The 25,002-nt window shown below is 63.3% G+C and carries 21 protein-coding genes, 1 tRNA gene and 1 pseudogene; 14 read left to right on the top strand and 9 right to left on the bottom strand.

Going from position 1 to position 25,002, the window contains the following annotated elements; translation table 11 throughout:
• The 4 genes and pseudogenes from P3C50_RS08885 to P3C50_RS08870 all read right to left on the bottom strand — a co-directional run.
• Window positions 1–182: pseudogene (locus P3C50_RS08885) on the bottom strand (hypothetical protein); the annotation flags it as partial.
• Between the two features lie 105 nt (window positions 183–287).
• The gene (locus P3C50_RS08880; RefSeq protein WP_275545710.1) at window positions 288–2,537 is read right to left on the bottom strand and encodes an ATP-binding protein; all 2,250 of its coding nucleotides are present in this window, start codon (window positions 2,535–2,537) and stop codon (window positions 288–290) included.
• Window positions 2,534–3,148, bottom strand: a complete 615-nt coding sequence (locus P3C50_RS08875; RefSeq protein WP_275545709.1) for a biliverdin-producing heme oxygenase — start codon at window positions 3,146–3,148, stop codon at window positions 2,534–2,536. Before P3C50_RS08875 ends, P3C50_RS08880 begins: the two co-directional genes overlap by 4 nt.
• Window positions 3,149–3,610: 462 nt before the next feature.
• A tRNA-Arg gene (locus P3C50_RS08870) sits at window positions 3,611–3,687 on the bottom strand.
• Between the two features lie 352 nt (window positions 3,688–4,039).
• On the opposite strand from P3C50_RS08870, the gene gabD reads away from it, so the two are divergent.
• From gabD to P3C50_RS08850, 4 genes are all read left to right on the top strand, one after another.
• Window positions 4,040–5,491 (top strand): NADP-dependent succinate-semialdehyde dehydrogenase, encoded by a 1,452-nt coding sequence (gene gabD / locus P3C50_RS08865; RefSeq protein ID WP_275545708.1) that lies wholly within the window; start codon window positions 4,040–4,042, stop codon window positions 5,489–5,491.
• A 139-nt stretch (window positions 5,492–5,630) separates the two neighbouring features.
• Window positions 5,631–6,911 (top strand): 4-aminobutyrate--2-oxoglutarate transaminase, encoded by a 1,281-nt coding sequence (gene gabT, locus P3C50_RS08860; protein ID WP_275545707.1) that lies wholly within the window; start codon window positions 5,631–5,633, stop codon window positions 6,909–6,911.
• 308 nt (window positions 6,912–7,219) lie between these two features.
• Complete coding sequence (locus tag P3C50_RS08855; RefSeq protein WP_275545706.1) at window positions 7,220–7,747, top strand: TetR/AcrR family transcriptional regulator; 528 nt, start codon at window positions 7,220–7,222, stop codon at window positions 7,745–7,747.
• Window positions 7,744–8,883, top strand: coding sequence for an MFS transporter (locus P3C50_RS08850; RefSeq protein ID WP_275545705.1), 1,140 nt, complete (start codon window positions 7,744–7,746; stop codon window positions 8,881–8,883). Before P3C50_RS08855 ends, P3C50_RS08850 begins: the two co-directional genes overlap by 4 nt.
• A gap of 108 nt (window positions 8,884–8,991) precedes the next feature.
• Here the strand turns inward: P3C50_RS08850 and P3C50_RS08845 are convergent, their stop codons facing one another.
• Window positions 8,992–9,351 (bottom strand): cupin domain-containing protein, encoded by a 360-nt coding sequence (locus P3C50_RS08845; RefSeq protein WP_275545704.1) that lies wholly within the window; start codon window positions 9,349–9,351, stop codon window positions 8,992–8,994.
• Window positions 9,352–9,605: 254 nt separating this feature from the next.
• Between P3C50_RS08845 and P3C50_RS08840 the strand changes: the two genes are divergently transcribed.
• Both P3C50_RS08840 and P3C50_RS08835 read left to right on the top strand, forming a co-directional pair.
• Complete coding sequence (locus P3C50_RS08840) at window positions 9,606–11,099, top strand: aldehyde dehydrogenase (RefSeq protein WP_275545703.1); 1,494 nt, start codon at window positions 9,606–9,608, stop codon at window positions 11,097–11,099.
• Window positions 11,100–11,152: 53 nt separating this feature from the next.
• Window positions 11,153–12,439 (top strand): MFS transporter, encoded by a 1,287-nt coding sequence (locus P3C50_RS08835; protein WP_343252189.1) that lies wholly within the window; start codon window positions 11,153–11,155, stop codon window positions 12,437–12,439.
• 6 nt (window positions 12,440–12,445) lie between these two features.
• Here P3C50_RS08835 and P3C50_RS08830 read toward each other — a convergent pair whose 3' ends face one another.
• Window positions 12,446–13,900 carry a PLP-dependent aminotransferase family protein gene (locus tag P3C50_RS08830; protein WP_275545701.1) on the bottom strand — a complete coding sequence of 485 codons (1,455 nt, stop codon included), beginning with the start codon at window positions 13,898–13,900 and terminating at the stop codon, window positions 12,446–12,448.
• A gap of 180 nt (window positions 13,901–14,080) precedes the next feature.
• Here P3C50_RS08830 and P3C50_RS08825 point away from each other — a divergent pair, with 180 nt between their 5' ends.
• Window positions 14,081–14,305: a DUF1127 domain-containing protein gene (locus P3C50_RS08825; protein WP_275545700.1), complete on the top strand. Its 225-nt coding sequence runs from the start codon at window positions 14,081–14,083 to the stop codon at window positions 14,303–14,305.
• A gap of 57 nt (window positions 14,306–14,362) precedes the next feature.
• On the opposite strand, the gene P3C50_RS08820 is transcribed toward P3C50_RS08825, so the two are convergent.
• Window positions 14,363–15,676 (bottom strand): NAD(P)/FAD-dependent oxidoreductase, encoded by a 1,314-nt coding sequence (locus tag P3C50_RS08820; protein WP_275545699.1) that lies wholly within the window; start codon window positions 15,674–15,676, stop codon window positions 14,363–14,365.
• A 251-nt stretch (window positions 15,677–15,927) separates the two neighbouring features.
• Here P3C50_RS08820 and P3C50_RS08815 point away from each other — a divergent pair, with 251 nt between their 5' ends.
• Window positions 15,928–16,281: a YkgJ family cysteine cluster protein gene (locus P3C50_RS08815; RefSeq protein ID WP_275545698.1), complete on the top strand. Its 354-nt coding sequence runs from the start codon at window positions 15,928–15,930 to the stop codon at window positions 16,279–16,281.
• A 791-nt stretch (window positions 16,282–17,072) separates the two neighbouring features.
• Here the strand turns inward: P3C50_RS08815 and dadR are convergent.
• Window positions 17,073–17,561 (bottom strand): transcriptional regulator DadR, encoded by a 489-nt coding sequence (dadR, locus tag P3C50_RS08810; protein WP_197857795.1) that lies wholly within the window; start codon window positions 17,559–17,561, stop codon window positions 17,073–17,075.
• 156 nt (window positions 17,562–17,717) lie between these two features.
• Between dadR and dadA the strand changes: the two genes are divergently transcribed.
• The 6 genes from dadA (at window position 17,718) to P3C50_RS08780 (ending at window position 24,346) form a co-directional block, all read left to right on the top strand.
• Complete coding sequence (gene dadA, locus P3C50_RS08805; RefSeq protein WP_275545697.1) at window positions 17,718–19,016, top strand: D-amino acid dehydrogenase; 1,299 nt, start codon at window positions 17,718–17,720, stop codon at window positions 19,014–19,016.
• Between the two features lie 39 nt (window positions 19,017–19,055).
• The gene (locus P3C50_RS08800; RefSeq protein ID WP_021487631.1) at window positions 19,056–19,403 is read left to right on the top strand and encodes a RidA family protein; all 348 of its coding nucleotides are present in this window, start codon (window positions 19,056–19,058) and stop codon (window positions 19,401–19,403) included.
• Between the two features lie 249 nt (window positions 19,404–19,652).
• Window positions 19,653–20,741: an alanine racemase gene (gene alr / locus P3C50_RS08795; RefSeq protein WP_275545696.1), complete on the top strand. Its 1,089-nt coding sequence runs from the start codon at window positions 19,653–19,655 to the stop codon at window positions 20,739–20,741.
• A gap of 103 nt (window positions 20,742–20,844) precedes the next feature.
• Window positions 20,845–21,393, top strand: a complete 549-nt coding sequence (locus P3C50_RS08790; RefSeq protein WP_197857798.1) for a cupin domain-containing protein — start codon at window positions 20,845–20,847, stop codon at window positions 21,391–21,393.
• A gap of 113 nt (window positions 21,394–21,506) precedes the next feature.
• Window positions 21,507–21,929, top strand: a complete 423-nt coding sequence (locus P3C50_RS08785; protein WP_197857799.1) for a c-type cytochrome — start codon at window positions 21,507–21,509, stop codon at window positions 21,927–21,929.
• Window positions 21,930–22,210: 281 nt separating this feature from the next.
• Entirely contained in the window at window positions 22,211–24,346 is a 2,136-nt protein-coding gene (locus P3C50_RS08780) for an acetyl-CoA hydrolase/transferase C-terminal domain-containing protein (RefSeq protein ID WP_275545695.1), read from the top strand.
• A 24-nt stretch (window positions 24,347–24,370) separates the two neighbouring features.
• Here the strand turns inward: P3C50_RS08780 and P3C50_RS08775 are convergent, their stop codons facing one another.
• Window positions 24,371–24,943 (bottom strand): xanthine phosphoribosyltransferase, encoded by a 573-nt coding sequence (locus P3C50_RS08775; RefSeq protein ID WP_275545694.1) that lies wholly within the window; start codon window positions 24,941–24,943, stop codon window positions 24,371–24,373.
• Between the last annotated feature and the right edge of the window lie 59 nt (window positions 24,944–25,002).

Below are 25,002 nucleotides of genomic sequence, written 5' to 3'. Positions count from 1 at the left end.
CCGCCGCCACCATCGCCCCCGCCGCCCGAGTCGAAGCCCCCGTCACCGTATCCGGGGCTGGAATCCTGCCCGCTCAGGCCGCTTCTCCTGCTTTTACCCGCGCGTGACTTGGGCCTCGAGCGTTGCCACGAATAGATGCAGAACACCACGAATGCGATAGCGATCAGCGGCAGAATATCCATGCGTATTTCTCTCCATTGCGTGGCGATGGTCCTGGCGGCACTGGCCTGCTGATCTCGGACGCCTATCCAGCTAGAACCTCGCCGCTAGAGAGGCGTCCGAGTCGCCTACAGCGCACTTTCCGCAAGCGCCGGCACGGTGAACTGAAACTCCGAGCCCTTGCCCAGTTCGCTCTGGACGCCAATATGCCCGCCGTGGGCTTCCACGATGCCTTGGGTAATGTACAAACCAAGACCCGTCCCGGTGGGATTGCCATCCTTTGCCGTCCAGTAACGGTCGAACACATGAGGCAGGTGCTCCGTGGGGATGCCCTCGCCGGTATCGCGCACGGTGAATACGATGTCATCGCCGACAGATTTCGCGCGGACTCCGACCTGGCCCTGTCGCGGGGTGAACTTGATCGCATTGCCGATCAGGTTCGAGAGCACCTGAAACAGCCGCTCTGGATCAGCGTGAATGCGCAGATCAGGATCAGCCTCGAAGGAAATACTGATGTCCTTATCCAGCGCGAGTGGTGCGAGCAGCGATTGCGCTTCTTCGAACATGTGTCCGACATCGAGCTTTTGCGGGGTGATGGTATAGCGCCCGGCGTCGATCTTCGACGTATCGAGCAAATCCTCGAGCAGCGTATTCATCCGTCCGGCGGCCTGCTGCATGGTGTCGAGCGCGGTAGCGATGCGTCGCGACGTGTGCGGGCCGTCGGAGCTAAAGGTCTTTTGCATCATGCCGCAGAGCATCGAAATCACCGTCATGGGGTTTCTCAGGTCATGCGAGACCACGGCAACCAACTCGTCACGGGCACGCACCGCCTCCTGCTCGCGGCGTACTTGCCGGGCGAGGTCATGCTCCAGCGCCGAGCGGCGCAGGTCGTTGGCCGCAAACAAATCTCCCTGGCTCCATTTGGTTGAGATGCCGGCCATCTCGACCTTCCAAATTTCGAACGATGTGCGAGGCCGCAAGCGCAGGCCAGCATCGGAATTTTCCAGATCCATGGGTTTTCGCGGATCGCCGCTCCAGTTGATGCTTTCCTTCACCTCCGGCCGAAACCACAGAACGCCGTTATCCACCGGTTTGGGCAGGCTCATCGCCAATAGGCCGCTAGCCACTTGCGGATACTGCGCGGCGGGCGGATAGACAGCAGAAAGGCGATGACTGGAAAACACCGGCTCGCCCCTGTCCTGCAACCATTGGTACAACGCACGGATTTCCTGAGGCTCCGGGCAGTTGCCGTATCGGCGTAGCTGCTTGTCTTCGATGACTGCGACACCGCCAGCCCCCGTCAGCGCCATCAGCACCTCAGGTTGCGCTGCCAACCCATCGAAAACAGTCTGCGAAGAATCGATCATGGCCTGATTGAGCAGCCTCAGCGCATCGATCTTCGCTTCACGCTGACTGCTGATCTCCAGCGACTCCATGGCGCTGATCTGCAGCGACAGTACCTGGCCGATAGTCTGGCAGGCGCTACGCAGTTCATGCGGTACGTGCAACGGCTGTCGATTGCCGCAGCTGATCAGGCCCCAGAGTTTGTCGTCCTTGAGCAGGGAGATACTCATCGACGACAGCACCCCCATGTTCTTCATGTATTGGCAGTGAATCGGGGAAACGCTGCGCAGCGTGGCGAAGCTCAGGTCCAGCGGAGTCTGCGTATCGGGTCGCAGCTTCGGCACCAGTGGCACCGGTTGGTAATCGGCGTTGGGGATGATTCGCAGCCAATTGGTGCGATACAGCTCGCGAGCCTGTTCGGGGATGTCCGAGGCGGGGAAGAACAGGCCATTGAAGAGCTCCATCGACGGAGCGGAGGCTTCAGCGATTACCTGACCATGGCCCTCTTCCTCGAAGCGATAGATGAGCACCCGGTCATAACCGGTCATCGCCTGAATTTCCTTGACACTGATGTCGTACAGCTCCTGCAGCGTGCTCGCTTGTTGCAGGCGCTGGAGCATGCGTCCCAGGTTGGTGTTGAGCCCCGCGACGTTTCGCGGCTGGAAATTTTCCACGTGGATTTCCAGCTCCAGGATCAACACGCCCTGATGCCGATGCAGCAAGCCCTCGAATGTCGTGCCATTGATGTGAAAGTGAAGTGGCCCGGCGTCGGCGAACGCTGGCCGCATCAACGCCTCGCGTACTGCTTCGGCGTGGGCCTGGCCAATCAGCTTGTGTAACGGTTGGCCGATCAGTTCTTGCGGCGTGTGCGCCAGCAATGTTTCGACATTGGCGCTGATCTGGATGATCTCGAGATCCGGTTCGCTGAGTGTCAGCAGCAATCCATGAGGCTGGATCGCCCCGGGGAAGCGGATTGGCTCGTCGGCGCAGTTGGCCAGCAGTTCTTCGAAGGCCTCTTTGTTCTGCGGGGTCATATCAGTACCTCTCTGCGTTCGAGCCAGCGCTCGAAACAGGCGAATGTGGTCTGGGCCGCCATGACAACGGCTTCGCGCTCGTCCGTATCCAGGGATCGACTTCCCAGATACGTAATAAAACTGCGCCAGCGTCGCCCGGTTTCCGCGCCATAGATATCGAGGAACGCCGCTCCGTTGTCGGCGTTCAGGCCCAGTCGTGAAGCCATTTCCCGACGCAGGATTTGTCCACCGAGCGTGGCCCCTTCGAGCACATACAGAACGCCCAGGCAGGCAGGCCTGCAGCTTATTGCAGGCAATCTCTGGCAGATCGGCAAACGCTCGATGGCCTCGGCTGACAGGCCTAGGGCATGCAGGTCCTTGCACAGGGTCGGTGCCTTGAGGCGCGACACCAGGTCGAAATCGGCAGGTATCACGTCGCTATCGAGTAAGGCATTTTCAAGCGGCAGGTAGAAGCCGTAGTAGGCCTGCATCAGCCGTTGAAAGGCGTTTTTGTCGAGAAGGTCAGAGAAAAAGGGAAGCTGTTTTTCCAGACCGATGTGCAGTTTTGCAGTACCGGCCCGCAGATCCTGTAGCACCGGCAGCACAGGAACTTCGCGTGCCTTGGCTTGCATTTGGGACGCTCTTGTGAGGGCCGCGTGCGGCGGCCAATTTTAAGGAGAGCAGGGACTAACCCTATCACGCGAGGTGCCATACCCAAGCTAAAAACGGTTTATTCCAGATAAGCGGGGTGCTGGGTGGCCGAAGGCCAGCGCAGGTGTAAGCGCCATTGTGAGGTACAGCGACTGGCTGCAGAGTGGGTTCGAACGTCAGCCCACTGCTATCCGGACCGTTAAGCCGCGTAATGAGCCTAATTTCCGAGAGTCCTATATAAGCACGTCGTCGCACCGTGTGCTCAAGCGTGATTTCGCCGTGTGCGCCGGGCGCTGAGAATGAATGCACCAAGCGCCTGTTGGAAGAACCTAGTCCTTGCATCAGGCCTTGGTTCGAAGCGGGCATTCGCCCTCTCATATCCATGAGACAGCACCCATCGAAAAAAAGGGCCGAGGTTTTCACCTAGGCCCTTGTTTTCTATCTGGCGCATCCGGCGGGATTCGAACCCACGACCCCTGCCTTCGGAGGGCAGTACTCTATCCAGCTGAGCTACGGATGCGTTGCGGGGCGCAATCATACCCATGTCGGCGGTTAGCGTCCATTCTGCATGATCGTGCGTTATTTCGAACGAGCTTTACACTTTTTGACCCTTCGCAGCTGAGTCTCGCCAGTTTTTTAACGCTTCTTTCGTCAATTTTACCCTTTCGACTATTGCCCTTTAGCGTTGCCGCTCCTAGGATTCGTTTGAGATTTCAAACGGTGCGTTCGGTCATTCTGAACCCCCGCACGTTCAACGGCTCTGAATCCATTACCCAGGCTTCGCAAGGCCCGCCTTTCCAGCCTTGTGGGCTCTGCCCGTGACTTCAACGACTTTACCCCGGCGCCCGGGCGCCGGACTGAAGGAGACTGCCATGCAACTGAAAGACTCCCAGCTGCTGCGCCAACAGGCTTATATCGATGGCCAGTGGCTGGACGCCGACAGCGGTCAGACCATTGCCGTGAACAACCCGGCCACCGGTGAAATCATCGGCCATGTACCGAAGATGGGCCGCGCCGAAACCCGCCGCGCTATCGAAGCCGCCGATAAGGCGCTGCCGGCCTGGCGTGCGCTGACTGCCAAGGAGCGCGCCAACAAGCTGCGTCGCTGGTTCGAGTTGCTGATGGAGAACCAGGATGACCTCGGTCGCCTGATGACTCTGGAACAGGGCAAGCCGCTGGCCGAAGCCAAGGGCGAGATCGCCTATGCCGCCTCCTTTATCGAGTGGTTCGCCGAAGAAGCCAAGCGCGTCTACGGCGACGTGATTCCCGGCCACCAGCCGGACAAGCGCCTGTTCGTGATCAAGCAGCCGATCGGCGTCACCGCGGCCATCACCCCGTGGAACTTCCCCGCCGCGATGATCACCCGCAAGGCCGGCCCGGCACTGGCCGCCGGTTGCACCATGGTGATCAAGCCGGCTTCGCAGACGCCGTTCTCTGCCCTGGCCCTGGTCGAGCTGGCCGAGCGCGCGGGCATTCCGAAAGGTGTGCTGAGCGTGGTCACCGGCAGCGCCGGCGAGGTGGGTGGCGAGCTGACCAGCAACCCCATCGTGCGCAAGCTGTCCTTCACCGGCTCGACCGAGATCGGTCGCCAACTGATGGCCGAATGCGCCCAGGACATCAAGAAGGTGTCGCTGGAGTTGGGCGGTAACGCGCCGTTCATCGTCTTCGATGACGCCGACCTGGATGCCGCCGTCGAAGGTGCGCTGATCTCCAAGTACCGCAACAACGGCCAGACCTGCGTCTGCGCCAACCGTATCTACGTGCAGGATGGCGTCTACGATGCCTTCGCCGAGAAGCTGATCGCCGCTGTATCCAAGCTGAAGATCGGCAACGGTCTGGAAGATGGCACCACCACCGGTCCGCTGATCGACGAGAAGGCCGTGGCCAAGGTGCAGGAGCACATCGCCGACGCGGTGAACAAGGGCGCCAAACTGGCCCTGGGCGGCAAGCCGCATGCCCTGGGTGGCACCTTCTTCGAACCGACCATCCTGGTGGACGTGCCGAAAACCGCTGCCGTGGCCAAGGAAGAGACCTTCGGCCCGCTGGCGCCTCTGTTCCGCTTCAAGGACGAGGCCGAGGTGATTGCCATGGCCAACGATACCGAGTTCGGCCTGGCTTCCTATTTCTATGCCCGCGATCTGGGCCGCGTGTTCCGCGTGGCCGAGGCGCTGGAGTACGGCATGGTGGGCATCAACACCGGCCTGATCTCCAACGAAGTCGCGCCGTTCGGCGGTGTGAAGGCTTCCGGCCTGGGCCGCGAAGGCTCCAAGTACGGGATCGAGGACTACCTCGAGATCAAGTACATGTGCCTGGGCGGCATCTGATGCCAAGACGGGGCAAGGTGCGAAAGAGCGTGCGGCGTCCCGGTTGTAAGTCGTAAACCTATTGAGTTCCTTGCGGGCTCGGTTCAGTCGATCATCGCATGCTGGGCCGACCTCCCGCCGGGGACGACCTGAGGACACCATGAGCAAGACCAACGAATCTCTGCTGCAACGCCGTGCTGCCGCCGTACCGCGCGGCGTCGGCCAGATCCACCCGATCGTCGCCGAGCGCGCCGAGAACGCCACCGTATGGGACGTCGAAGGCCGCGAGTACATCGACTTCGCCGGTGGTATCGCCGTACTGAACACCGGCCACCTGCACCCGAAGGTGGTCGCTGCCGTTCAGGAGCAGTTGAGCAAGCTGACCCATACCTGCTTCCAGGTGCTGGCCTACGAGCCCTATATCGAGCTGTGCGAAGAAATCGCCAAGCGCGTACCGGGCGACTTCGCCAAGAAGACCCTGCTGGTCACCTCCGGCTCCGAAGCTGTCGAGAACGCCGTGAAGATCGCCCGCGCTGCTACCGGCCGTGCCGGCGTGATCGCCTTCACTGGCGCCTACCACGGCCGCACCATGATGACCCTGTCGCTGACCGGCAAGGTGTTACCGTACTCTGCCGGCATGGGCCTGATGCCGGCTGGCGTGTACCGCGCCCAGGCGCCGTGCCCGCTGCACGGCGTGAGCGAGGACGAGTCCATCGCCAGCATCGAGCGCATCTTCAAGAACGACGCGCAGCCGCAGGACATCGCCGCCATCATCATCGAGCCGGTGCAGGGCGAGGGTGGTTTCTACGTCAACTCTCCGGCCTTCATGCAGCGCCTGCGCGCCCTGTGCGACCAGCACGGCATCCTCCTGATCGCCGACGAAGTGCAGACCGGCGCCGGCCGTACCGGCAGCTTCTTCGCTACCGAGCAACTGGGCGTGGTGCCGGACCTGACCACCTTCGCCAAGTCCGTTGGCGGCGGCTTCCCGATCTCCGGCGTGTGCGGCAAGGCCGAGATCATGGACACCATCGCCCCCGGTGGCCTGGGCGGCACCTACGCCGGCAGCCCGATCGCCTGCGCCGCGGCCCTGGCCGTACTCAAGGTGTTCGACGAAGAGAACCTCCTGCAGCGCTCCAACGCCGTCGGCGAGACGCTCAAGGCGGGCCTCAAGACCATCGCCGAGAAGCACAAGGTGATCGGTGACGTGCGTGGCCTGGGTTCGATGGTCGCCATCGAGCTGTTCGAAGGCGGCGACCACAACAAGCCGGCTGCCGAGCTGGTGGGCAAGATCGTCGCCCGTGCGCGCGAGAAGGGCCTGATCCTGCTGTCGTGCGGCACCTACTACAACGTCATCCGCTTCCTGATGCCCGTCACCATTCCGGACGCGCAACTGGAAAAAGGCATCGCCATCGTCGCCGAGTGCTTCGACGAGCTGGCCTGAGCCGGACGCTAAGCACGTCTCGGCGTGCTGATAGAAAGACCCGCCCTGTGCGGTAATGCTGTTCAATTGTGCGCGATCAGTCCCCTCGCCCCTCTGGGGAGAGGGTTAGGGCGGGCCGCGTTCGGCGAGGGGTGCTGGCAGACTTGCGGCGTTTTCAGCCCTCTCCCCCAGCCCCTCTCCCATAAATGGGAGAGGGGAGCAAAGCGCGCACAACCTTAAGTGAACAGCATTACGCCCTGTGCGGGTCTTTTTTGCCTGAGCATTTATGATTGGTTGACGAGGTAAAATGATCGTTTTACCTTGGCCTTATGAATGTCGACGCCAAGCTTATATCCGTGGCCGAAGAGCTGTTCGACCGGCACGGCTTCAACGCAACCGGCATGGATCGCCTGGCGCAGGCGGCCGGGATGTCCAGCCGCACGTTGTACAAGCACGCGGGCAGCAAGAACGAGCTGATCGCGGCCGTGCTGATGACGCGTGGGCAGCGCTTCCTGCAGCGTCTGGAGTTGGACAACGTCGAGGCGTTGTTCGATGCACTGGCCAGCTGGATGGGCGAGGAGGGTGCGCGAGGCTGCCTGTTCCTGCGTGCTCAGGGCGAACTCGGCACGGCCCTGCCGGAGGTCACCGAGGTCGTGGCGGCGTACAAGGCGCGCTTCAGCGAGACGGTGCGGCGGATTCTCGCCCGTCAGTTGGGCACCAGCGCCGATGAGGAATTGGTCGAGCAGGTGGTCATTCTCTTCGAAGGCGCCACGGCCGCGGCCAGCTACCGCGGCCTGGCGGCTGTGGTCACGGCGGGTCGCGCGGCGACGCTGCTGGTCCTGCGGGGGCGGGTATGACCCGCGAATGGCGCCTCGGTGTCACGGGCTTCGGCCTGATAGCGGTGTGCTACGGCTTCGCCCGTTTCGCTTTCGGCCTGTTCCTGCCGCAGATCGATGCTGATCTCGACCTGCCGGACGCCGTTGGCGGCCTGATCGCCGGTGGCTCCTTTCTTGGCTACTGCCTCGCCATCGTCGTCGCTGCACAACTGACCGAGCGACTCGGCGCGCGTACCGTCGCCTTCGTTGCCGCATCGATCGCCATGCTCGGTATGCTCGGCATCGCCCTCGCACCATCGGCGTTGTGGCTCGCCGCTGCGGTGTTGCTCGCCGGTATGAGCACCGGCTTGGCTTCACCGCCCATGTCCGCCGCGGTGGCTGCGGTCGTCGAGCCGCAGCGCCAGGACAGCGCGAATACCCTGATCAATGCCGGCACCAGTGCAGGCGTGATTCTGTCCGGCCCGGTCGCACTGATGTTCGGCGCCGAGTGGCGGCTGGCCTACGGCGTGTTCGCAGCCGCGGCATGCGTGCTGGCGGTGCTGGCGGTTTTGCATGTGCCGCGTACCTCCGCGCCGCCTGTGCAGGCTCACGCGGGGGCGGCACTGTTCAGCGCCACCTTGAAGCGACTGGTAGTGGCGTCCCTGCTGATGGGCGCGGCCAGCACGGCCTTGTGGTCGTTCGGCAGCGAGATCGTGGCGCAGCGTCTGGGGTGGCAGAGCGCTGGGGCCGGATTGCTTTGGGTGGTGATCGGTGCCGCCGGGATCGCCGGTGCCGGGGCTGGGGCTCTGGTCGCCAGACTGGGCATCGACTGGGCGCACCGTCTGTGCCTGGCCGCGCTGGCGGCGGCCATCGTCCTGGTCGGTCTGGGGAGCGCGCCGGCCCTGACGCTGCTGGGCGGCGCAATGTTCGGCGCGGCTTACATCACCCTGAGCGGTATCTATCTGGTCTGGGGCGTGGCCGCATTGTCCGAGCGCCCCGCTACCGGGCTGACCATCGCCTTTCTCGGCATCGCCGTTGGCCAGACATTGGGCGCGCCGGTGTTCGGCGCTCTGGCGAGCTGGCTGAGCATGACGCATGCCGTCGTGCTATTTGCGCTGCTGGCATTGGCGGCGGGCGGCGTGCGTTCGGCTGTGGTCGAGAAGGTGTCAGTGCGCTGAAGCCCCCGCCGCGCAGAAAAAGACCCGCACAAGGCGGGTCGAAGGGTGACAAGCAACAACAGGATTCGGTGAGCCCGGAACCAGTCCGTAGGGCGAGGGGTCAGGTGCTTACTTGGGCTCGAAGATCACGTAGACCTTGCGGCAGGTTTCCAGCACTTCCCAGGTGCCGGAGAACCCGGCGGGAATCACGAAGCGGTCGCCGGCGCGTACGGTCTTGGCGTTGCCATCGGCATCACGCAGCACGGACACGCCCTGGAGGATTTCGCAGTACTCATGCTCGGTGTAGTTCACCGTCCACTGGCCCACTGCACCTTCCCAGATGCCGGTGCTGAACTGGCCGCAGGGGCTGCTGTAGTGGTTGCGTACGCTCTGCTCGGGGTCACCCTTGAGCACTTTCTCCGCTGCGGGGCAATAGTGTTCGGCGGCCGTGCCGGCCTGGGCGAAGTCGACGATCTGCTCGATGTTCATCTGGCTGTTCCGTGGGGCGGTGGCGTTGATCACGCGGCCAGCGGGGGCCGCGACGGTAGAGTCGTGGCGGCAGTCTATGTTTAAAAAAACGAACATGACAAGGGCTTTTCCCCGTCTATGTCAAAAATATTGAAAAGCCACAGCCCACTGGTTTAGTGTGGCGAGCAGGATTTGGCCAGCTAGCTGGCCTTGCAGAATTATTGACAGCGCGCGTCCCTGCGGGCGCCGCTTCCACCCATTGAGAGGATGCCGGAATGACTAGCCTGACTCGTAGCGACTGGGAACAGCGTGCCAAGACCCTGACCATCGAAACCCGTGCCTTCATCCACGGCGAATACCGCGCCGCCGAGTCCGGCGCCACCTTCGAGTGCATCAGCCCGGTCGACGGGCGTCTGCTCGGCCTGGTGGCCAGCTGTGATCAGGCCGACGCCGAGCTGGCGGTCAAGGACGCCCGCGCCGCCTTCGACTCCGGTGCGTGGTCACGTATGGCGCCGGCCCTGCGCAAGAAGGTCATGATCCGTTTCGCCGAGTTGATCGAGGAGCATGGACAGGAGCTGGCTCTGCTGGAAACCCTGGACATGGGCAAGCCGATCAGCGATTCGCTGAGCATCGACGTGAACAGCGCGGCCAATGCCATTCGCTGGAGCGGCGAGGCCATCGACAAGATCTATGACGAAGTCGCCGCCACGCCTCACGATCAGCTCGGTCTGGTCACCCGTGAGCCGGTGGGCGTGGTCGCCGCCATCGTGCCGTGGAATTTCCCGCTGCTGATGTCCTGCTGGAAGCTTGGCCCGGCGTTGGCCACCGGTAACTCGATCATCCTCAAGCCCTCCGAAAAGTCGCCGCTGACCGGCATCCGCATCGCCGAGCTGGCCATCGAGGCCGGCATCCCGGCCGGCGTGTTCAACGTGCTGCCGGGCTTCGGCCACACTGTGGGCAAGGCCCTGGCCCTGCACATGGACGTCGACACTCTGGTGTTCACCGGCTCGACCAAGATCGCCAAGCAACTGATGGTCTATGCCGGCGAGTCGAACATGAAGCGCGTCTGGCTGGAGGCTGGCGGCAAGAGCCCGAACATCGTCTTCGCTGACGCACCGGACCTGCAGGCCGCTGCCGAATCTGCCGCCAGTGCCATCGCTTTCAACCAGGGCGAGGTCTGCACCGCCGGTTCGCGCCTGCTTGTGGAGAACTCCATCAAGGACAAGTTCGTGCCCATGGTGGTCGAGGCGATCAAGGCCTGGAAGCCGGGCAACCCGCTGGACCCGGAGACCAACGTCGGTGCGCTGGTCGACACCACGCAGATGAACAATGTGCTGAATTACATCCAGGCCGGCCATGACGACGGCGCCAAGCTGGTGGCCGGTGGCAAGCGGGTGATGGAAGAGACTGGCGGCACCTACGTCGAGCCGACCATCTTCGACGGCGTGAGCAACGCCATGCGCATCGCCCAGGAAGAAATCTTCGGCCCGGTGCTGTCGGTGATCGGCTTCGATGATCAGGACGAGGCCATCGCCATCGCCAACGACACCGTCTACGGCCTGGCCGCTGCGGTGTGGACCGGCAACCTGTCGCGCGCCCACCTGGTGGGCAAGGCGCTGCGCGCCGGCAGCGTGTGGATCAATCAGTACGACGGCGGCGACATGACCGCGCCGTTCGGCGGCTTCAAGCAGTCCGGCAACGGTCGCGACAAGTCGCTGCACGCGTTCGACAAGTACACCGAGCTGAAGTCCACCTGGATCAAACTTTAAAGGTAGCGGGGCGATCTTCTGGTCGTCGGCCAGGTAATCGGCTCCCCTCTCCCATTTATGGGAGAGGGCTGGGGGAGAGGGCCGAGAACGCAACGAAACTGCCGGCTATCTCGCTCCCGAAACCTACGGCCGGGTTCCCGAGGAACCCGGCCGTTGTCTTTGCAGCGGCTCGTCAGCCAAGGAATTCATCAATGCGTTGGGGCACCTACTTCGCCGTCTGTGCGGCGGTCATCAGCATCGGCCTGGCGCTGGGCGTGACCATGCCGCTGGTGTCGCTGCGCCTGGAAAGCTGGGGCTACGACTCCTTCGCCATCGGCGTGATGGCCGCGACTCCAGCCGTCGGGGTGCTGCTCGGTGCCTTGCTGGCGGGACGCCTGGCGGCGCGCTTCGGCACCACGGTGCTGATGCAGCTATGCCTGCTGCTTGGCGCAGTGTCGGTGGCCGGGCTGGCGCTGGTACAGAACTATGCGGTCTGGGTGGGCCTACGCCTTTTCATCGGTGTGGCGCTGACCGTGGTGTTCATCCTGGGCGAAAGCTGGATCAACCAACTCGCCGTGGAGAAATGGCGCGGCCGTTTGGTGGCCCTGTACGGCACCGGCTATGCCCTCAGCCAGCTCAGCGGCCCCCTGCTGCTGACGGCGCTCGGCACGGCGACCGACCGGGGTTTCTGGACGGGCGTGTGCCTGCTGATCGGCGGCTCGCTGATCCTGATCGGGCGCAGCGGCGCGCCGCAGGTGGATGCACACAGCGCCTCCGGGCGCGGGCTGCTGGTGTTCTGCCGCAAGCTGCCGGCGATCGCCTGGGCAGTGATGCTGTTTGCCGCCTTCGAAGCGATGATGCTGACCCTGTTGCCGATCTACGGCCTGCGCCAGGGCTTCACTCAGGAAGTGGCGTTGTTCATGGTCAGCGTGGTGGTGGTCGGCGACGCGGTGCTGCAGCTGCCCATCGGCTGGCTGGCCGACCGCATGTCGCGGCAGTTGTTGTTCCGCGCCTGTGGCGTCGTGCTGCTGGTGTCCAGCCTGGCGATTCCACCGTTGCTGCAGACACCGATGATCTGGCCAGTGCTGGTGGCCTTTGGTGCCAGTGCCGGTGGCCTGTTCACCTTGTCGCTGATCATGATCGGCGAGCGTTATCGTGATGACGAACTGGTGCGCGCCAATGCCCATGTCGCTCAGTTGTGGGGGCTGGGCTGCCTGATCGGGCCACTCACCACAGGTGCCGTCAGCCAGTGGCTCAGCGGCCATGCGCTGCCGCTGATGATGGCTACTGGCGCTTTCGTGTTCATCATCCTGGCGAGCAAGCGCGGTGCCTTCAGCGAGATGGAAGCGGCGCGTTCCTGAACCGGCTCAGCGCCACTGCCCGAGATCCTGCGTGTGCTGCAGGTCAGCCTCTTCGATCAGCTCGGCGATGGTCGCACCGATCTGCTTCACCGCCGCTTCGATGGTCGTGCTCGGCGGTTCGGCGTAGTTCAGGCGGATGCAGTTACGGTACTTGCCGGCCGCCGAAAAGATGCTGCCCGGCGCGATCTGGATCTTGTGCGGCAGCAGCGCGCGATTGAGCTTCTGGCTGTCGAAGCCCTGCGGCATCTCCACCCATAGCATGAAGCTGCCCTGCGGTCGGCTGACCCGGGTGCCGGCCGGGAAATAGCGGCTGACCCAGTCCACCATCAGGTCGCGGCTGCGCAGGTACTGCGCGCGCATGCGTCTTAGGTGCGGTTCGTAATGCCCGTCCTTGAGGTATTCGGCCAGCGCCAGTTGCGGCAGCTGCGCGGTGCTGCCAGTGCCCAGGTACTTCATGTGCACCACCTGCTCCAGGTAGCGTCCCGGGGCGATCCAGCCGACCCGCAGACCCGGCGCCAGAGTCTTGGAGAAAGAGCTGCAGAACAGCACCCGACCATCCTCGTCGAACGACTTGATGCTGCGCGGTCGTGGGTAGCTGTAGGCGAGGTCGGCGTAGACGTCGTCCTCGATGATGGCTACATCGAAGCGCTGCGCCAGGGCCACCAGGGCGCGCTTGTTGGCGTCGGGCATGATGTAGCCAAGCGGGTTGTTGCAGTTCGGTGTGAGCTGGATGGCCTTGATCGGCCATTGCTCCAGAGCCATCTCCAGGGCATCGAGGCTGATCCCGGTGAGCGGGTCGGTAGGCAGTTCCAGCGCCTTCATGCCGAAGCCCTTGAGCGCCTGCATGACGCCATGGAAGCTCGGCGAGTCGACCGCGACGATGTCGCCGGGCTGGCAGATGGCGCGCACGGCAGCCGACAGGGCTTCGTGGCAACCAGTGGTGACCACCAGGTCTTCAGCAGCCACTCGGCAGCCGGAGTCGAGCATCAGCCGGGCGATCTGTTCGCGCAGGCGAATATCGCCGCGAATGCCGCCATAGGTGAGTACGTCCGGGTCCTGCCGGCGCGCCTGGCGCGACAGGTTGCGCAGCAGTGGCTTGAGCGTCGAGCCGCTGATGTCCGGACGGCCGCGGCCCAGCTGCAGCATGTCGTGCTGTGGCGAGCTGCTGATCAGTTCCAGCACGTGATCCCACTGCGAGACTTCCACGGGACGCTGTGCGGCTCGACTGATCTGCGGCAGGGCGGGCATTTGCCGGCCCACCGGCACGAAGTATCCGGACTTCGGTCGCGGCGCGGCCAGCCCCATGTCTTCGAGGTGGCGGTAGGCCTGCTGCACGGTGCTCAGGCTGACGCCGTGTTCCTGGCTCAGGCTGCGTATCGACGGCAGACGGTCGCCTGGGCGGTACAGTCCCTGCTCGATACGGGTGCCAAGCAGTTCGGCCAGATTCAAATAGAGCGTCATGACGGTCGTCCGCTTTGGTGCAGGGTGGGTTTGAACCAGTACAGTTCGCCTTGAGAAATCCCATTCAGGGGAAAAAACGGCGAATCTGTATGGAGTAAATAAGGATTTTTTGAATCTGTCATGTGTTTTCTAACTACGGCATGCTGACGTCCCATGACAGAAGGTAAGAGGGAGGCAGCCATGAGCGGATTCAGCAAGACAGATTTCGCGGCGGTGGGCGAGGATGTACAGGTAGCGCCACACAAGGATGAGGCCCGCTACTTCGGTCGCAACTGGCCGGCCTTCTGGCGGCGCCTGAGTACGCGCCGCGCGCTGCTCAAGCTCAGCGACCAGCAGCTGCGCGACATAGGCCTGAGCCGCGCCCAGGCCGAGCGCGAGGCGAGCCTGCCGTTCTGGAAGTTATAAGGACAGCTTCGCCGCGCGGCGCGCCCGTAGGAGCGGCTTCAGCCGCGATTTGTAGGCTTACAGCAACTCTTTAAGCCGGTGCCAGGCCATCCCCAGTGCTAGCAGCGGCGAGCGCAGGTGCTTGCCGCCGGGGAAGGTCATGTGCGGGACCTGGGCGAACAGGTCGAAGCCGCGGCTTGCCTGACCGGCGATGGCCTCGGCGAGCAGCTTGCCGGCCAGGTGCGTAGCATTGACGCCGTGCCCGGCATAGGCCTGGGCGTGGAACACGTTGGGCTGGTCCTTGAGTCGGCCGATCTGTGGCAGGCGGTTGGCACCGATGCCGATCATCCCGCCCCACTGGAAGTCGATACGCACGTTGGCCAGTTGCGGGAACACCTTGAGCATCTTCGGCCGCATGTAGGCGGCGATGTCGGCCGGATCGCGCCCGGAATAGTGGCAGGCACCACCGAACAGCAGGCGACGGTCGGCCGAGAGACGGTAGTAGTCGACGGTCACGCGCTGGTCGCACAGCGCCATGTTCTGCGGAATCAGCTGGCGCGCCTGCTCTTCGGAAAGGGGTTCGGTGGCGATGATGTAGCTGCCAGCCGGCAGCACCTTGCCACTCAGCGTCGGGTTGAGGCCGTTGATATAGGCATTGCAGGCCAGCACCAGGTACTTGGCGCGCACCTGGCCGTTGGCGGTATGTACGCGCACTTCGCTGCCATAGTCGATGCCGGTCACCGGTGAGTCTTCGAACAGCTGCACGCCCAGCGACTGGGCGGCTGCGGCTTCGCCGAGCGCCAGGTTGAGTGGGTGCAGGTGGCCCGAGCCCATGTCGATCATGGCGCCGTGGTAATTGTCGGAGCCGACCACCTCATGGATGCGCTCCTGCGGCACCATGCGCAGTTCGTGGCGATAACCGAGGCTTTCCAGCTCGGCCTTGTCCTCGGCGAAGCCGTCCATGTGCGCCGGCTTGTTGGCCAGGTCGCAATAGCCCCAGGTCAGGTCGCAGTCGATGCGAAACTGCTCGACGCGGCTGCGCACGATCTCCACGGCCTCCAGGCCCATCAGCTTGAACTGGCGCACGCCGTCCTTGCCGACCACCGATTCGAACTGCTCGACACCATGGCCGACGCCGCGAATCAGCTGCCCGCCGTTACGGCCGCTGGCGCCCCAGCCGATCTTGCGCGCCTCCAGTAACGCCACCAAGAGGCCCTTCTGGGCCAGCTCGATGGCCGTATTCAGGCCGCTGAACCCGCCACCGACGATGCACACATCCACCTGCCGTTCGCCGTCCAGCGGTGGGTAGGCCAACCCGCGATTGACGCTGGCGGCGTAATAGGAAACGGCATGCTGTGGACTGTGGACGGGCTGGTGAACGCGGGCGTTCATGTGCGAAATCCTGATTTTGTTGTGTGGAAAATTAAACGCAGCATAAGCGCGTGATTGTTATCACGCCAAGAGACAGGCAGAAAAAAAGCAGGCTGTCTTTTCTCATGGGGCTTTGGCCTGTTGCCGCTGAAGCGCCTCCCACAGTGCTGGGCCCTGGTGGGAGGGGCTTAGCCGCGACTTGAGGTGTCTGAGCGAATGACATTGCGGCGCCTGGCAGTAAACTTGCCGCCATCACCTAAGGATACCCAACGATGAGCTGCACCGACCGCAAGATCGACCATCTGCGCCGGCAGATTCCGCGCTTCGACTGTGTGCCCGGCTGCCACGACTGCTGCGGGCCGGTCACCGCGTCTTCGGAAGAATTGGCGCGCCTGCCGGTCAAGAGCGATGCCGAACATGACTCGGCGCTGGCCGAGTACAACTGCGTGCATCTGGGGCCGAACGGCTGTGAGGTGTATGACCAGCGCCCGCTGATCTGCCGCCTGTTCGGTACCACGCCGAACTTGCCATGTCCGCATGGTCGCGGACCGGAGCAGCCGATCGAGCCGGCAGTCGAACGTCAGGTACACCGCCTGATCGCCACGACGCGGCAGCGCTTGGTGTAGACGCAGCGGCATCTTCTGTGGGAGCGAATTCATTCGCGATCCTGGATGGTATGGCCCCGTTCAATCGCGAATAAATTCGCTCCTACAACGGCAATAGCTCACTTCGGCCCGGTAGGGCCTGGCTCTTCTTGATACCCCATGTGTCAGCGCTCGTCAGCTTGCAGGCGGAGCGTGGAGCGACCCTGTAGGAGCGATTTATTCGCGAATGAGGTTGGTACGGTATTGCGGCTGATCGCGAATAAATTCGCTCCCACAAATGGCAGTCGCTCATTCGGGCGCCGATAGGGCCTGGCTCGTCTTGATAGCCCATGTGTCAGCGTTCGTCAGCTTGCAGGCGGAGCGTGGAGCGACCCTGTAGGAGCGAATTCATTCGCGAATGAGGTTCGTACGGTACTGCGGCTGATCGCGAATAAATTCGCTCCTACAAATGGCATTCGCTCATTCGCTCATTCGGGCGCCGGTAGGGCCTGGCTCTTCTTGATAGCCCATGTGTCAGCGCTCGTCAGCTTGCAGGCGGAGCGTGGAGCGGCCCTGTAGGAGCGAATTTATTCGCGAATGAGGTTGGTACGGTATTGCGGCTGATCGCGAATAAATTCGCTCCTACAAATGGCATTCGCTCATTCGGGCGCCGGTAGGGCCTGGCTCTTCTTGATAGCCCATGTGTCAGCGCTCGTCAGCTTGCAGGCGGAGCGTGGAGCGACCCTGTGGGAGCGAATTCATTCGCGAATGAGGTTGGTACGGTGCTGCGGCTGATCGCGAGTGAATTCGCTCCTATGCGCACGGCATGCGCTTCACTCCGGCACCGGCAGCGCCAGGCTCTCCTTCACCTCTTCCATGACGATATAGCTCTTCGATTCGCGCACGTGCGGCAGCTTGAGCAGGATGTCGCCGAGCAGCTTGCGATAGCTGGCCATTTCGTTGATGCGCGCCTTCACCAGGTAGTCGAAGTCGCCGGACACCAGGTGGCATTCCAGCACGTGCGGCAGCTTGAGCACGGCGCGGCGGAATTCCTCGAAGGTATCGCCGGACTTGTAGTCCAGGCTGATTTCGACGAACACCAGCAGGCTGGCCTTGAGGTGCTGGGGGTTGAGGCGGGCGTGGTAGCCCATGATGATGCCTTCGCGCTCCAGGCGGCGTACGCGCTCGGTGCACGGCGTGGTCGATAGCCCCACGCGCTCGCCCAGTTCGGTGAAGCTGATGCGCCCATCCTCCTGCAGGATACGGAGGATGTTGCGGTCGATCTTGTCCAGTTCACGACGGCTTTGATGCTGGGTTCTCATGGGGAATCCGCCTCTGCAAAACGGCTTTTTGCCAAGAATTCTCGCCAAATATAGCCGTGTATATGGTGAAAAGCACTGCACGGCTCTTCCTATACTGCGCCCATCGACAACAATGGCCTGTAACGCACGCGCCTTGGGCGCGGCGGGGAGAAAAACATGCGTGTTCTGGTTCTCGGCAGCGGTGTGATTGGTACCGCCAGTGCTTACTACCTCGCCCGTCAGGGCTTCGAGGTGGTGGTGGTCGACCGCCAGGACGGCCCCGCCTTGGAAACCAGCTTCGCCAACGCCGGTCAGGTTTCCCCCGGCTATGCCTCGCCCTGGGCCGCCCCGGGCGTGCCGCTGAAAGCCATCAAGTGGCTTCTGCAGAAGCACGCTCCGCTGGCGATCAAGGCCACCGGTGACGTCGATCAGTACCTGTGGATGGCGCAGATGCTGCGCAACTGCACCGCCAGCCGCTACGCGATCAACAAGGAGCGCATGGTGCGCCTGTCCGAGTACAGCCGCGACTGCCTCGACGAGCTACGCGCGGAAACCGGCATCAGTTATGAAGGCCGTCAGCTCGGCACCACCCAGCTGTTCCGCACCCAGGCCCAGGTCGATGCTGCCGCCAAGGACATCGCCGTGCTGGAAGCCTCCGGCGTGCCGTTCGAGCTGCTCGACCGCGACGGCATTGCCCGCGTCGAGCCGGCCCTGGCCGGGGTCAAACACAAGCTGGCCGGTGCCCTGCGCCTGCCTAACGACCAGACTGGCGACTGCCAGATGTTCACCACCAAGCTGGCTGACATGGCCAAGGCGCTCGGTGTCGAGTTCCGTTTCGGCCAGAAGATCCAGCGTCTGGACGCCGTGGGCGACCGCATCAACGGCGTGTGGATCGACGGCAAGCTGGAAACCGCTGATCGCTACGTGCTCGCCCTCGGTAGCTACAGCCCGCAGCTGCTCAAGCCGCTGGGCGTGCGCGCGCCGGTATACCCGCTCAAGGGCTACTCGCTGACCGTACCGATCACCAACGTCGACATGGCGCCGACTTCGACCATTCTCGACGAGACCTACAAGGTCGCCATCACCCGGTTCGACGGCCGTATCCGCGTCGGCGGTATGGCCGAGATCGCCGGTTTCGATCTGTCGCTCAACCCGCGTCGTCGCGAAACCCTGGAGATGATCACTGCCGATCTTTACCCGCAAGGCGGCGATCTGCAGCGCGCCGATTTCTGGACTGGCTTGCGCCCGGCCACGCCCGACGGCACCCCGATCGTCGGCGCCACCGCTTTCCGCAACCTGTTCCTCAATACCGGCCACGGCACACTGGGCTGGACCATGGCCTGCGGTTCCGGACGTCTGCTCGCCGACCTGATGGCCAACAAGCGTCCGCAGATCAGCGCCGATGGCCTGGATATCTCGCGTTATTCGCGCAAGGCTCGCGAGGTGCACAGCGCACCGCAGCCGCTGCGCACCTGATAGGCTGCGCGGCCCGGAAAATCAAAGGAGATTCGCAGCATGTCGATCCAGCGCCTGCATGTGGCCAAACGCTACAGCGAAGTGGTGATCCACAACGGCACGATTTACCTAGCCGGCCAGTTGGCCGACGACTTCGGCGGTGACATCCGCGAGCAGACCCGCCAGACCCTGGCCAACATCGACAAGATGCTGGCCGAGGGTGGCAGCGACAAGAGCAAGATCCTCTCGCTGACCATCTTCCTCAAGGACATGGCCGACTACGATGGCCTCAACGCCGAGTACGACGCCTGGGTCGCCGACGGCCATGCACCGGCCCGCGCCTGCGTCGAGGCGAAGATGTACAAGCCCGAAGTGCTGGTGGAAATGTGCGTGGTGGCTGCCGTCTGAGGCAGTCACCGCAGTGAACAATTTTTGCGGCCCGCTATCCCTGGCGGCCGCCCTTACGGGCTGTCGCGGGGCGACGTCAAAATTTGTTCCAGACAATTTTTGTGTTGGCTTCTCGCCCGGCTCCCCCGCCGGGCTTTTTTTACACGTAGCCCGGATGCAATCCGGGGCTTTGGTAACGAGTCATCCCCGAATTCATCCTGGCTACGAAAAAACGATCGCCTCAGCGAAACGATTGAGAGATTACGAACCATGCGTCCTGCCCGTGCCCTTATCGACCTCGACGCCCTGCGTCACAACTACCAACTGGCCCGCGAGCTGAGCGGCGCCCGCGCCCTGGCCGTGGTCAAGGCCGATGCCTACGGGCATGGCGCGGTGCGTTGCGCGCAGGCGCTGGAGAGCGAGGCCGACGGCTTTGCCGTTGCCTGCATCGAAGAGGCGCTGGCGCTGCGCGAGGCCGGCATCCGGGCGCCGATCCTGCTGCTCGAAGGCTTTTTCGACGCCGACGAGCTGCCACTGATCGACCAGCATGATCTGTGGTGCGTGATTCACGCGCAGTGGCAGATCGAGGCCGTCGAGCAAGCCCGGTTGAGCAAGCCGCTGACCGTGTGGCTCAAGCTCGATAGCGGTATGCACCGCGTTGGCCTGCACCCGGGCGAGTACCAGGATGCCTACCGCCGCCTGCTGGCCAGCGGCAAGGTCAGCAAGATCGTGCTGATGAGCCACTTCGCACGTGCCGACGAACCCGAGTGCGCGCGTACCGCCGAGCAGCTGGCCGTGTTCCAGCAGGCGCGCGAAGGCCTGGCCGCCGAGGTCAGCTTGCGCAATTCGCCGGCCGTGCTCGGCTGGCCACAGCTATTTGAAAAGCAGGGGGCAAGCGACTGGGTGCGCCCCGGCATCCTGCTGTATGGCGCTACGCCTTTCGAGCAGGTTCAGGAGCAGGCCGCGCGTCTGCGTCCGGTGATGACCCTGGAGTCGAAGGTGATCAGCGTCCGCGAACTGCCGCCCGGCGAGCCCGTGGGCTACGGCGCGCGCTTCGTCTCCGAGCGGCCGACTCGCGTCGGTGTGGTCGCCATGGGCTATGCCGACGGCTATCCGCGCCACGCGCCGACCGGCACTCCGGTGATGGTCGACGGCCAGCCGACTCGCCTGATCGGCCGTGTGTCGATGGACATGCTCACCGTCGACCTCACCGATCTGCCACAGGCGGGCCTGGGCAGCCGTGTCGAGCTGTGGGGCAAGGAGGTGCTGGCGAGCGACGTGGCCATGGCTGCGGGCAGCATCCCCTATCAGATTTTCTGCAACCTGCGGCGGGTACCGCTGCTCTATCTCGGAGGTTGATTCGACCGGCTGTAGAAGAGCATGAACGCAAGTGTTGTAAATTCCGAACGCTATGCCATGATACGGACACTTTCCGTATCACTCCCAAAGGGGGACTCCAGCATTGGACGTCGGCGTTCGACTGCAATCGATTCGTAAGCTCAAAGGTCTTTCCCAGCGTGAACTCGCCAAGCGGGCGGGCGTTACCAACAGCACCATTTCCATGATCGAGAAGAACAGCGTGAGCCCCTCGATCAGCTCGCTGAAAAAAGTGCTGAGCGGTATTCCCATGTCACTGGTGGAATTCTTCTCCCTCGACATGGAGCAGGAGAACCAGATTCAGGTGGTCTACCGGGCCTCCGAGCTGACCGATATCTGCAGTGGCGCCATCACCATGAAGCTGATCGGCAAGGCTCATCCGAGTCGCGCCATTTCCTTCCTTGACGAGACCTACCCGGCCGGCACCGACACCGGTGACGAGATGTACGCCCATGAGGGCGAGGAGGCCGGCATGTTGGTCGAAGGCAGGCTGGAGCTGACCGTGGGCAACGAGGTGTTCATCCTCGAGCCGGGCGACAGCTACTACTTCGAGAGCAGCAAGCCGCACCGCTTTCGCAACCCGTTCGATGTACCGGCGCGCCTGATCAGCGCCACCACGCCGGCGAACTTCTGATCAATAACCCTGCGACAATATGGGTTGTTTCGGTGGGGCGCGCTTGCCGTTATACTGTCGCCCGCTCGCGAAACCGTGGCCGCGGGCGTGACTAGCCACGAAGAGGGTGTACCGTGAATCTGATGAAGAAAATGCTGGCAGTACCGGCTGCCGTATTGGCCCTGTGGGCAGTGACTGCTCAGGCCACGACCGATGAAGCCATTGCCGAGCGCCTCAAGCCTGTGGGCGAAGTGTGCATCATGGGTGAAGAGTGCAAGGGCGTCGAAGCCGTTGCCGCTACCGCCGGTGGTGGTGCACGTACCGCTGATGACATCATCGCCAAGCACTGCAACGCCTGCCATGGCGCTGGCGTACTGGGTGCACCGAAAATCGGTGACACCGCTGCCTGGAAAGAGCGCGCCGATCACCAGGGCGGTCTCGACGGCATCCTCGCCGCTGCCATCTCCGGTATCAACGCCATGCCGCCGAAAGGCACCTGCGCTGATTGCACCGATGAAGAGCTGCGCGAAGCCATCCAGAAGATGTCCGGTCTGTAAGACCCGCCGCTTCCTGAAAAACCGCCCTCCGGGCGGTTTTTTCGTTTAGAGCCTGTTCACGATCTCGCGAGCTAGAGCCATACAAGGCAAAAATAGGCGAGGAACGCTCGGAGTCGCGCTCGACTTTACGAGCTATAAATGAGCATTCCGAGCCTGTTTTTAACGCAGCAGGGCCGACGCGCAGCAGATCGTGAGCAGGCTCTTAAGGCGATGGCATGCAACCATGCCGGCATCCACGCAGTCCAAGCAGCATTCGTCACGGATGCCGCAAGGAGCGCCAGATGCCGCAGACCTGCACCATCGAGCAAGCCGTCGAACTCGTCCTGAGTGAAATCGACGGGCCGATTCACCTGGGCCTGCCGCTCGGCCTGGGCAAGCCCAATCGCTGGGTCAATGCGCTGTATGAGCGCGTGCGCAACCTGCCTGAGCGGCAACTGACCATCTACACCGCGCTGTGCCTGGCGCGCCCGCGTGCCGATCAGGATCTACAGCGGCGCTTTCTCGAGCCCTTCGTCGACCGGGTCTACGGCGATTACCCCGAGCTGGAATTTCTCGCCGACCTGCAGGCCGGCAGCCTGCCGGCCAACGTGCGTGTCGAGCAGTTCTTCTTCCAGCCCGGCAGCCTGCTCGAATGTGCGCCGGCGCAGCAGGATTACATCAGCAGCAACTACAGCCATGTCGCCCGCGACCTCAATACCAAGGGCCTGAACGTGGTCGCCCAGTACGTGGCGGCTGACACACGGCGGCCGGAGCATTTCAGCCTGAGCTGCAACCCGGACGTGACCCTGGACCTGCTGCCGCTGCTGGAGCGACGTCGCGCGGCGGGCGAAACCGTGCTCGGCATCGCCCAGATTCACAGCGACCTTCCGTACATGGTCGGCGATGCCCAGGTGCCACGCGACACCTTCGATATCCAGCTGCTCGAAGACGAGCGCAGCACGCTGTTCTCCACGCCGAACATGCCGGTGACGGTGCAGGATCACTGCATCGGCCTGTTCGCCAGTGCGCTGGTGCGCGATGGCGGCACCCTGCAGATCGGTATCGGTGCGATGGGCGATGCCCTGAGTGCTGCGCTGATCACTCGCCAGGCGGATAACGCCGGCTACCAGGCCCTGCTGCAGTCCCTGCATGGCGACGCCGGCTCGCTGCAGGCCAGCGCCGAGATTGGCGGTGTACTGCCGTTGCGCGAAGGGCTGTACGGCTGCAGTGAAATGTTCGTCAACGGTCTGCTGGCGCTGGCCGAAGCCGGCCTGGTGCGGCGCGCGGTCTACCCCGACGTCGAGGTGCAGCGCCTGGCCCTGGCCGGTGGTCTGGATGGGCAGGGCCGGCCGCACAGCATCCAGGCTCTGCTCGATGCCGGGCTGGCGCCACGGCTCGATGAGCACGGCCTGCAATGGTTGCAGCAGAGCGGTCTGCTGGCCGAGGAGGTGCGTTTCGAGAAGGGACTGCTGCGCCTGCCGGACGGCAGCCTGTTCGATGCCGATCTGGGCAATGCGCAGCTCCAGGCGAGCCTGCACCCCTTTCTTGGCAAGGCCCTGGGCGGCGCGGTGCTGCATGGCGGTTTCTTCCTCGGCCCGGCGGCCTTCTATGCGCGCCTGCGTGAGCTGGACGAGGCAATCAGGCAGCGCTTCGCCATGACCGGTATCCGCTACATCAATGAGCTGCATGGTCAGGAAGCGCTCAAGCGCCTGCAGCGCCGCGACGCGCGTTTCGTCAACACGGTGTTCACCATGACCCTGCTCGGCGCCGGGGTGGCCGATCAGTTGGAAGATGGTCGCGTACTGAGCGGTGTCGGCGGGCAGTACAACTTCGTCGCCCAGGCCCATGCGCTGGAGGATGCGCGCTCCATTCTGCTGTTGCGCAGCTGGCGCGAGTCGGGTGGGGAGGTCAGTTCCAACATCGTCTGGGAATATGGCCATACCACCATTCCCCGGCATCTGCGCGACATCGTGGTGACCGAATATGGCGTCGCCGACCTGCGCGGCAAGACCGATGCCCAGGTGATCGAGGCGCTGCTTGGCATCTGCGACTCGCGCTTTCAGGACGAGTTGATCGAGCAGGCGCAGCAGGCTGGCAAACTGCCGGCCGATTTTCGCCTCGATCAGCGCTTTGCCAACAACCTGCCCGAGCGTCTGCAGTTATTGCGCGAGCAGCATGCTGCATTGTTCGCCGAATACCCGTTGGGCAGCGATTTCAGCGCGGTGGAGCAGGACCTGGTGCGTGCGCTGAGCTGGCTCAAGAGCAAGCTGCGCCTGACCGAGGCGCTGGAGCTGGGTAAGGCCACGCTCGATGCGCCGGAGCCGGGTGCGTATCCCGAACACTTGCGGCGCATGAACCTGGAAGCGCCGGATGGCGTACGCGAGATCCTTTACCAGCGCTTGCTACTGGCGGGCCTGCAGGCCACCGCCGCGCCCTGAAGCGCGCGAGGCCGTGCACAGCCTTTAATCGAGGAAGCGCACCTGGCCGTTCTCCAGAGCGGCGACACGGGCCAGCGATTCGACGCGGTAGCCTTCGCTCTGCAGCAGGTTGCGGCCTTCCTGGAAGGACTTTTCGATGACGATGCCGATACCGGCAACCTGGGCGCCGGCCTGCTGGATCAGGTCGATCAGCGCCTTGGCGGCGTGGCCGTTGGCGAGGAAGTCGTCGATCACCAGCACCTTGTCAGCGGCGGTCAGGTGGCGGGCGGAAATGGCGATGGTGCTTTCGGTCTGCTTGGTGAAGGAGAACACCTTGGAAATCAGCAGATCGTCCTTGAGCGTCAGCGACTGGAACTTGCGCGCGAAGATCACCGGGATGCCCAGCTCCAGGCCGGCCATCACTGCCGGGGCGATGCCCGAGGCTTCGATGGTGACGATCTTGGTGATGCCCTGGCCGGCGAAACGCTGGGCGAACTCGTGGCCGATCTCCTGCATCAGGCGTGGATCGATCTGGTGGTTGAGAAAGGCGTCCACCTTGAGTACGTGCTCGGACAGCACGATGCCTTCGCTGCGAATCTTCTGTTTCAACGACTCCACGGTCGATCCTCTGGTTGAGCAGAAAAGCTGCGGATTTTCGCTCAAAACACCCCGGATTG

It is taken from the genome of Pseudomonas sp. Marseille-Q0931, assembly GCF_940789645.1.
Taxonomy (GTDB): Bacteria; Pseudomonadota; Gammaproteobacteria; order Pseudomonadales; family Pseudomonadaceae; genus Aquipseudomonas.
Note: the sequence above shows the minus strand (reverse complement) of the source record. Positions and strands in the feature narration are given on the sequence as shown.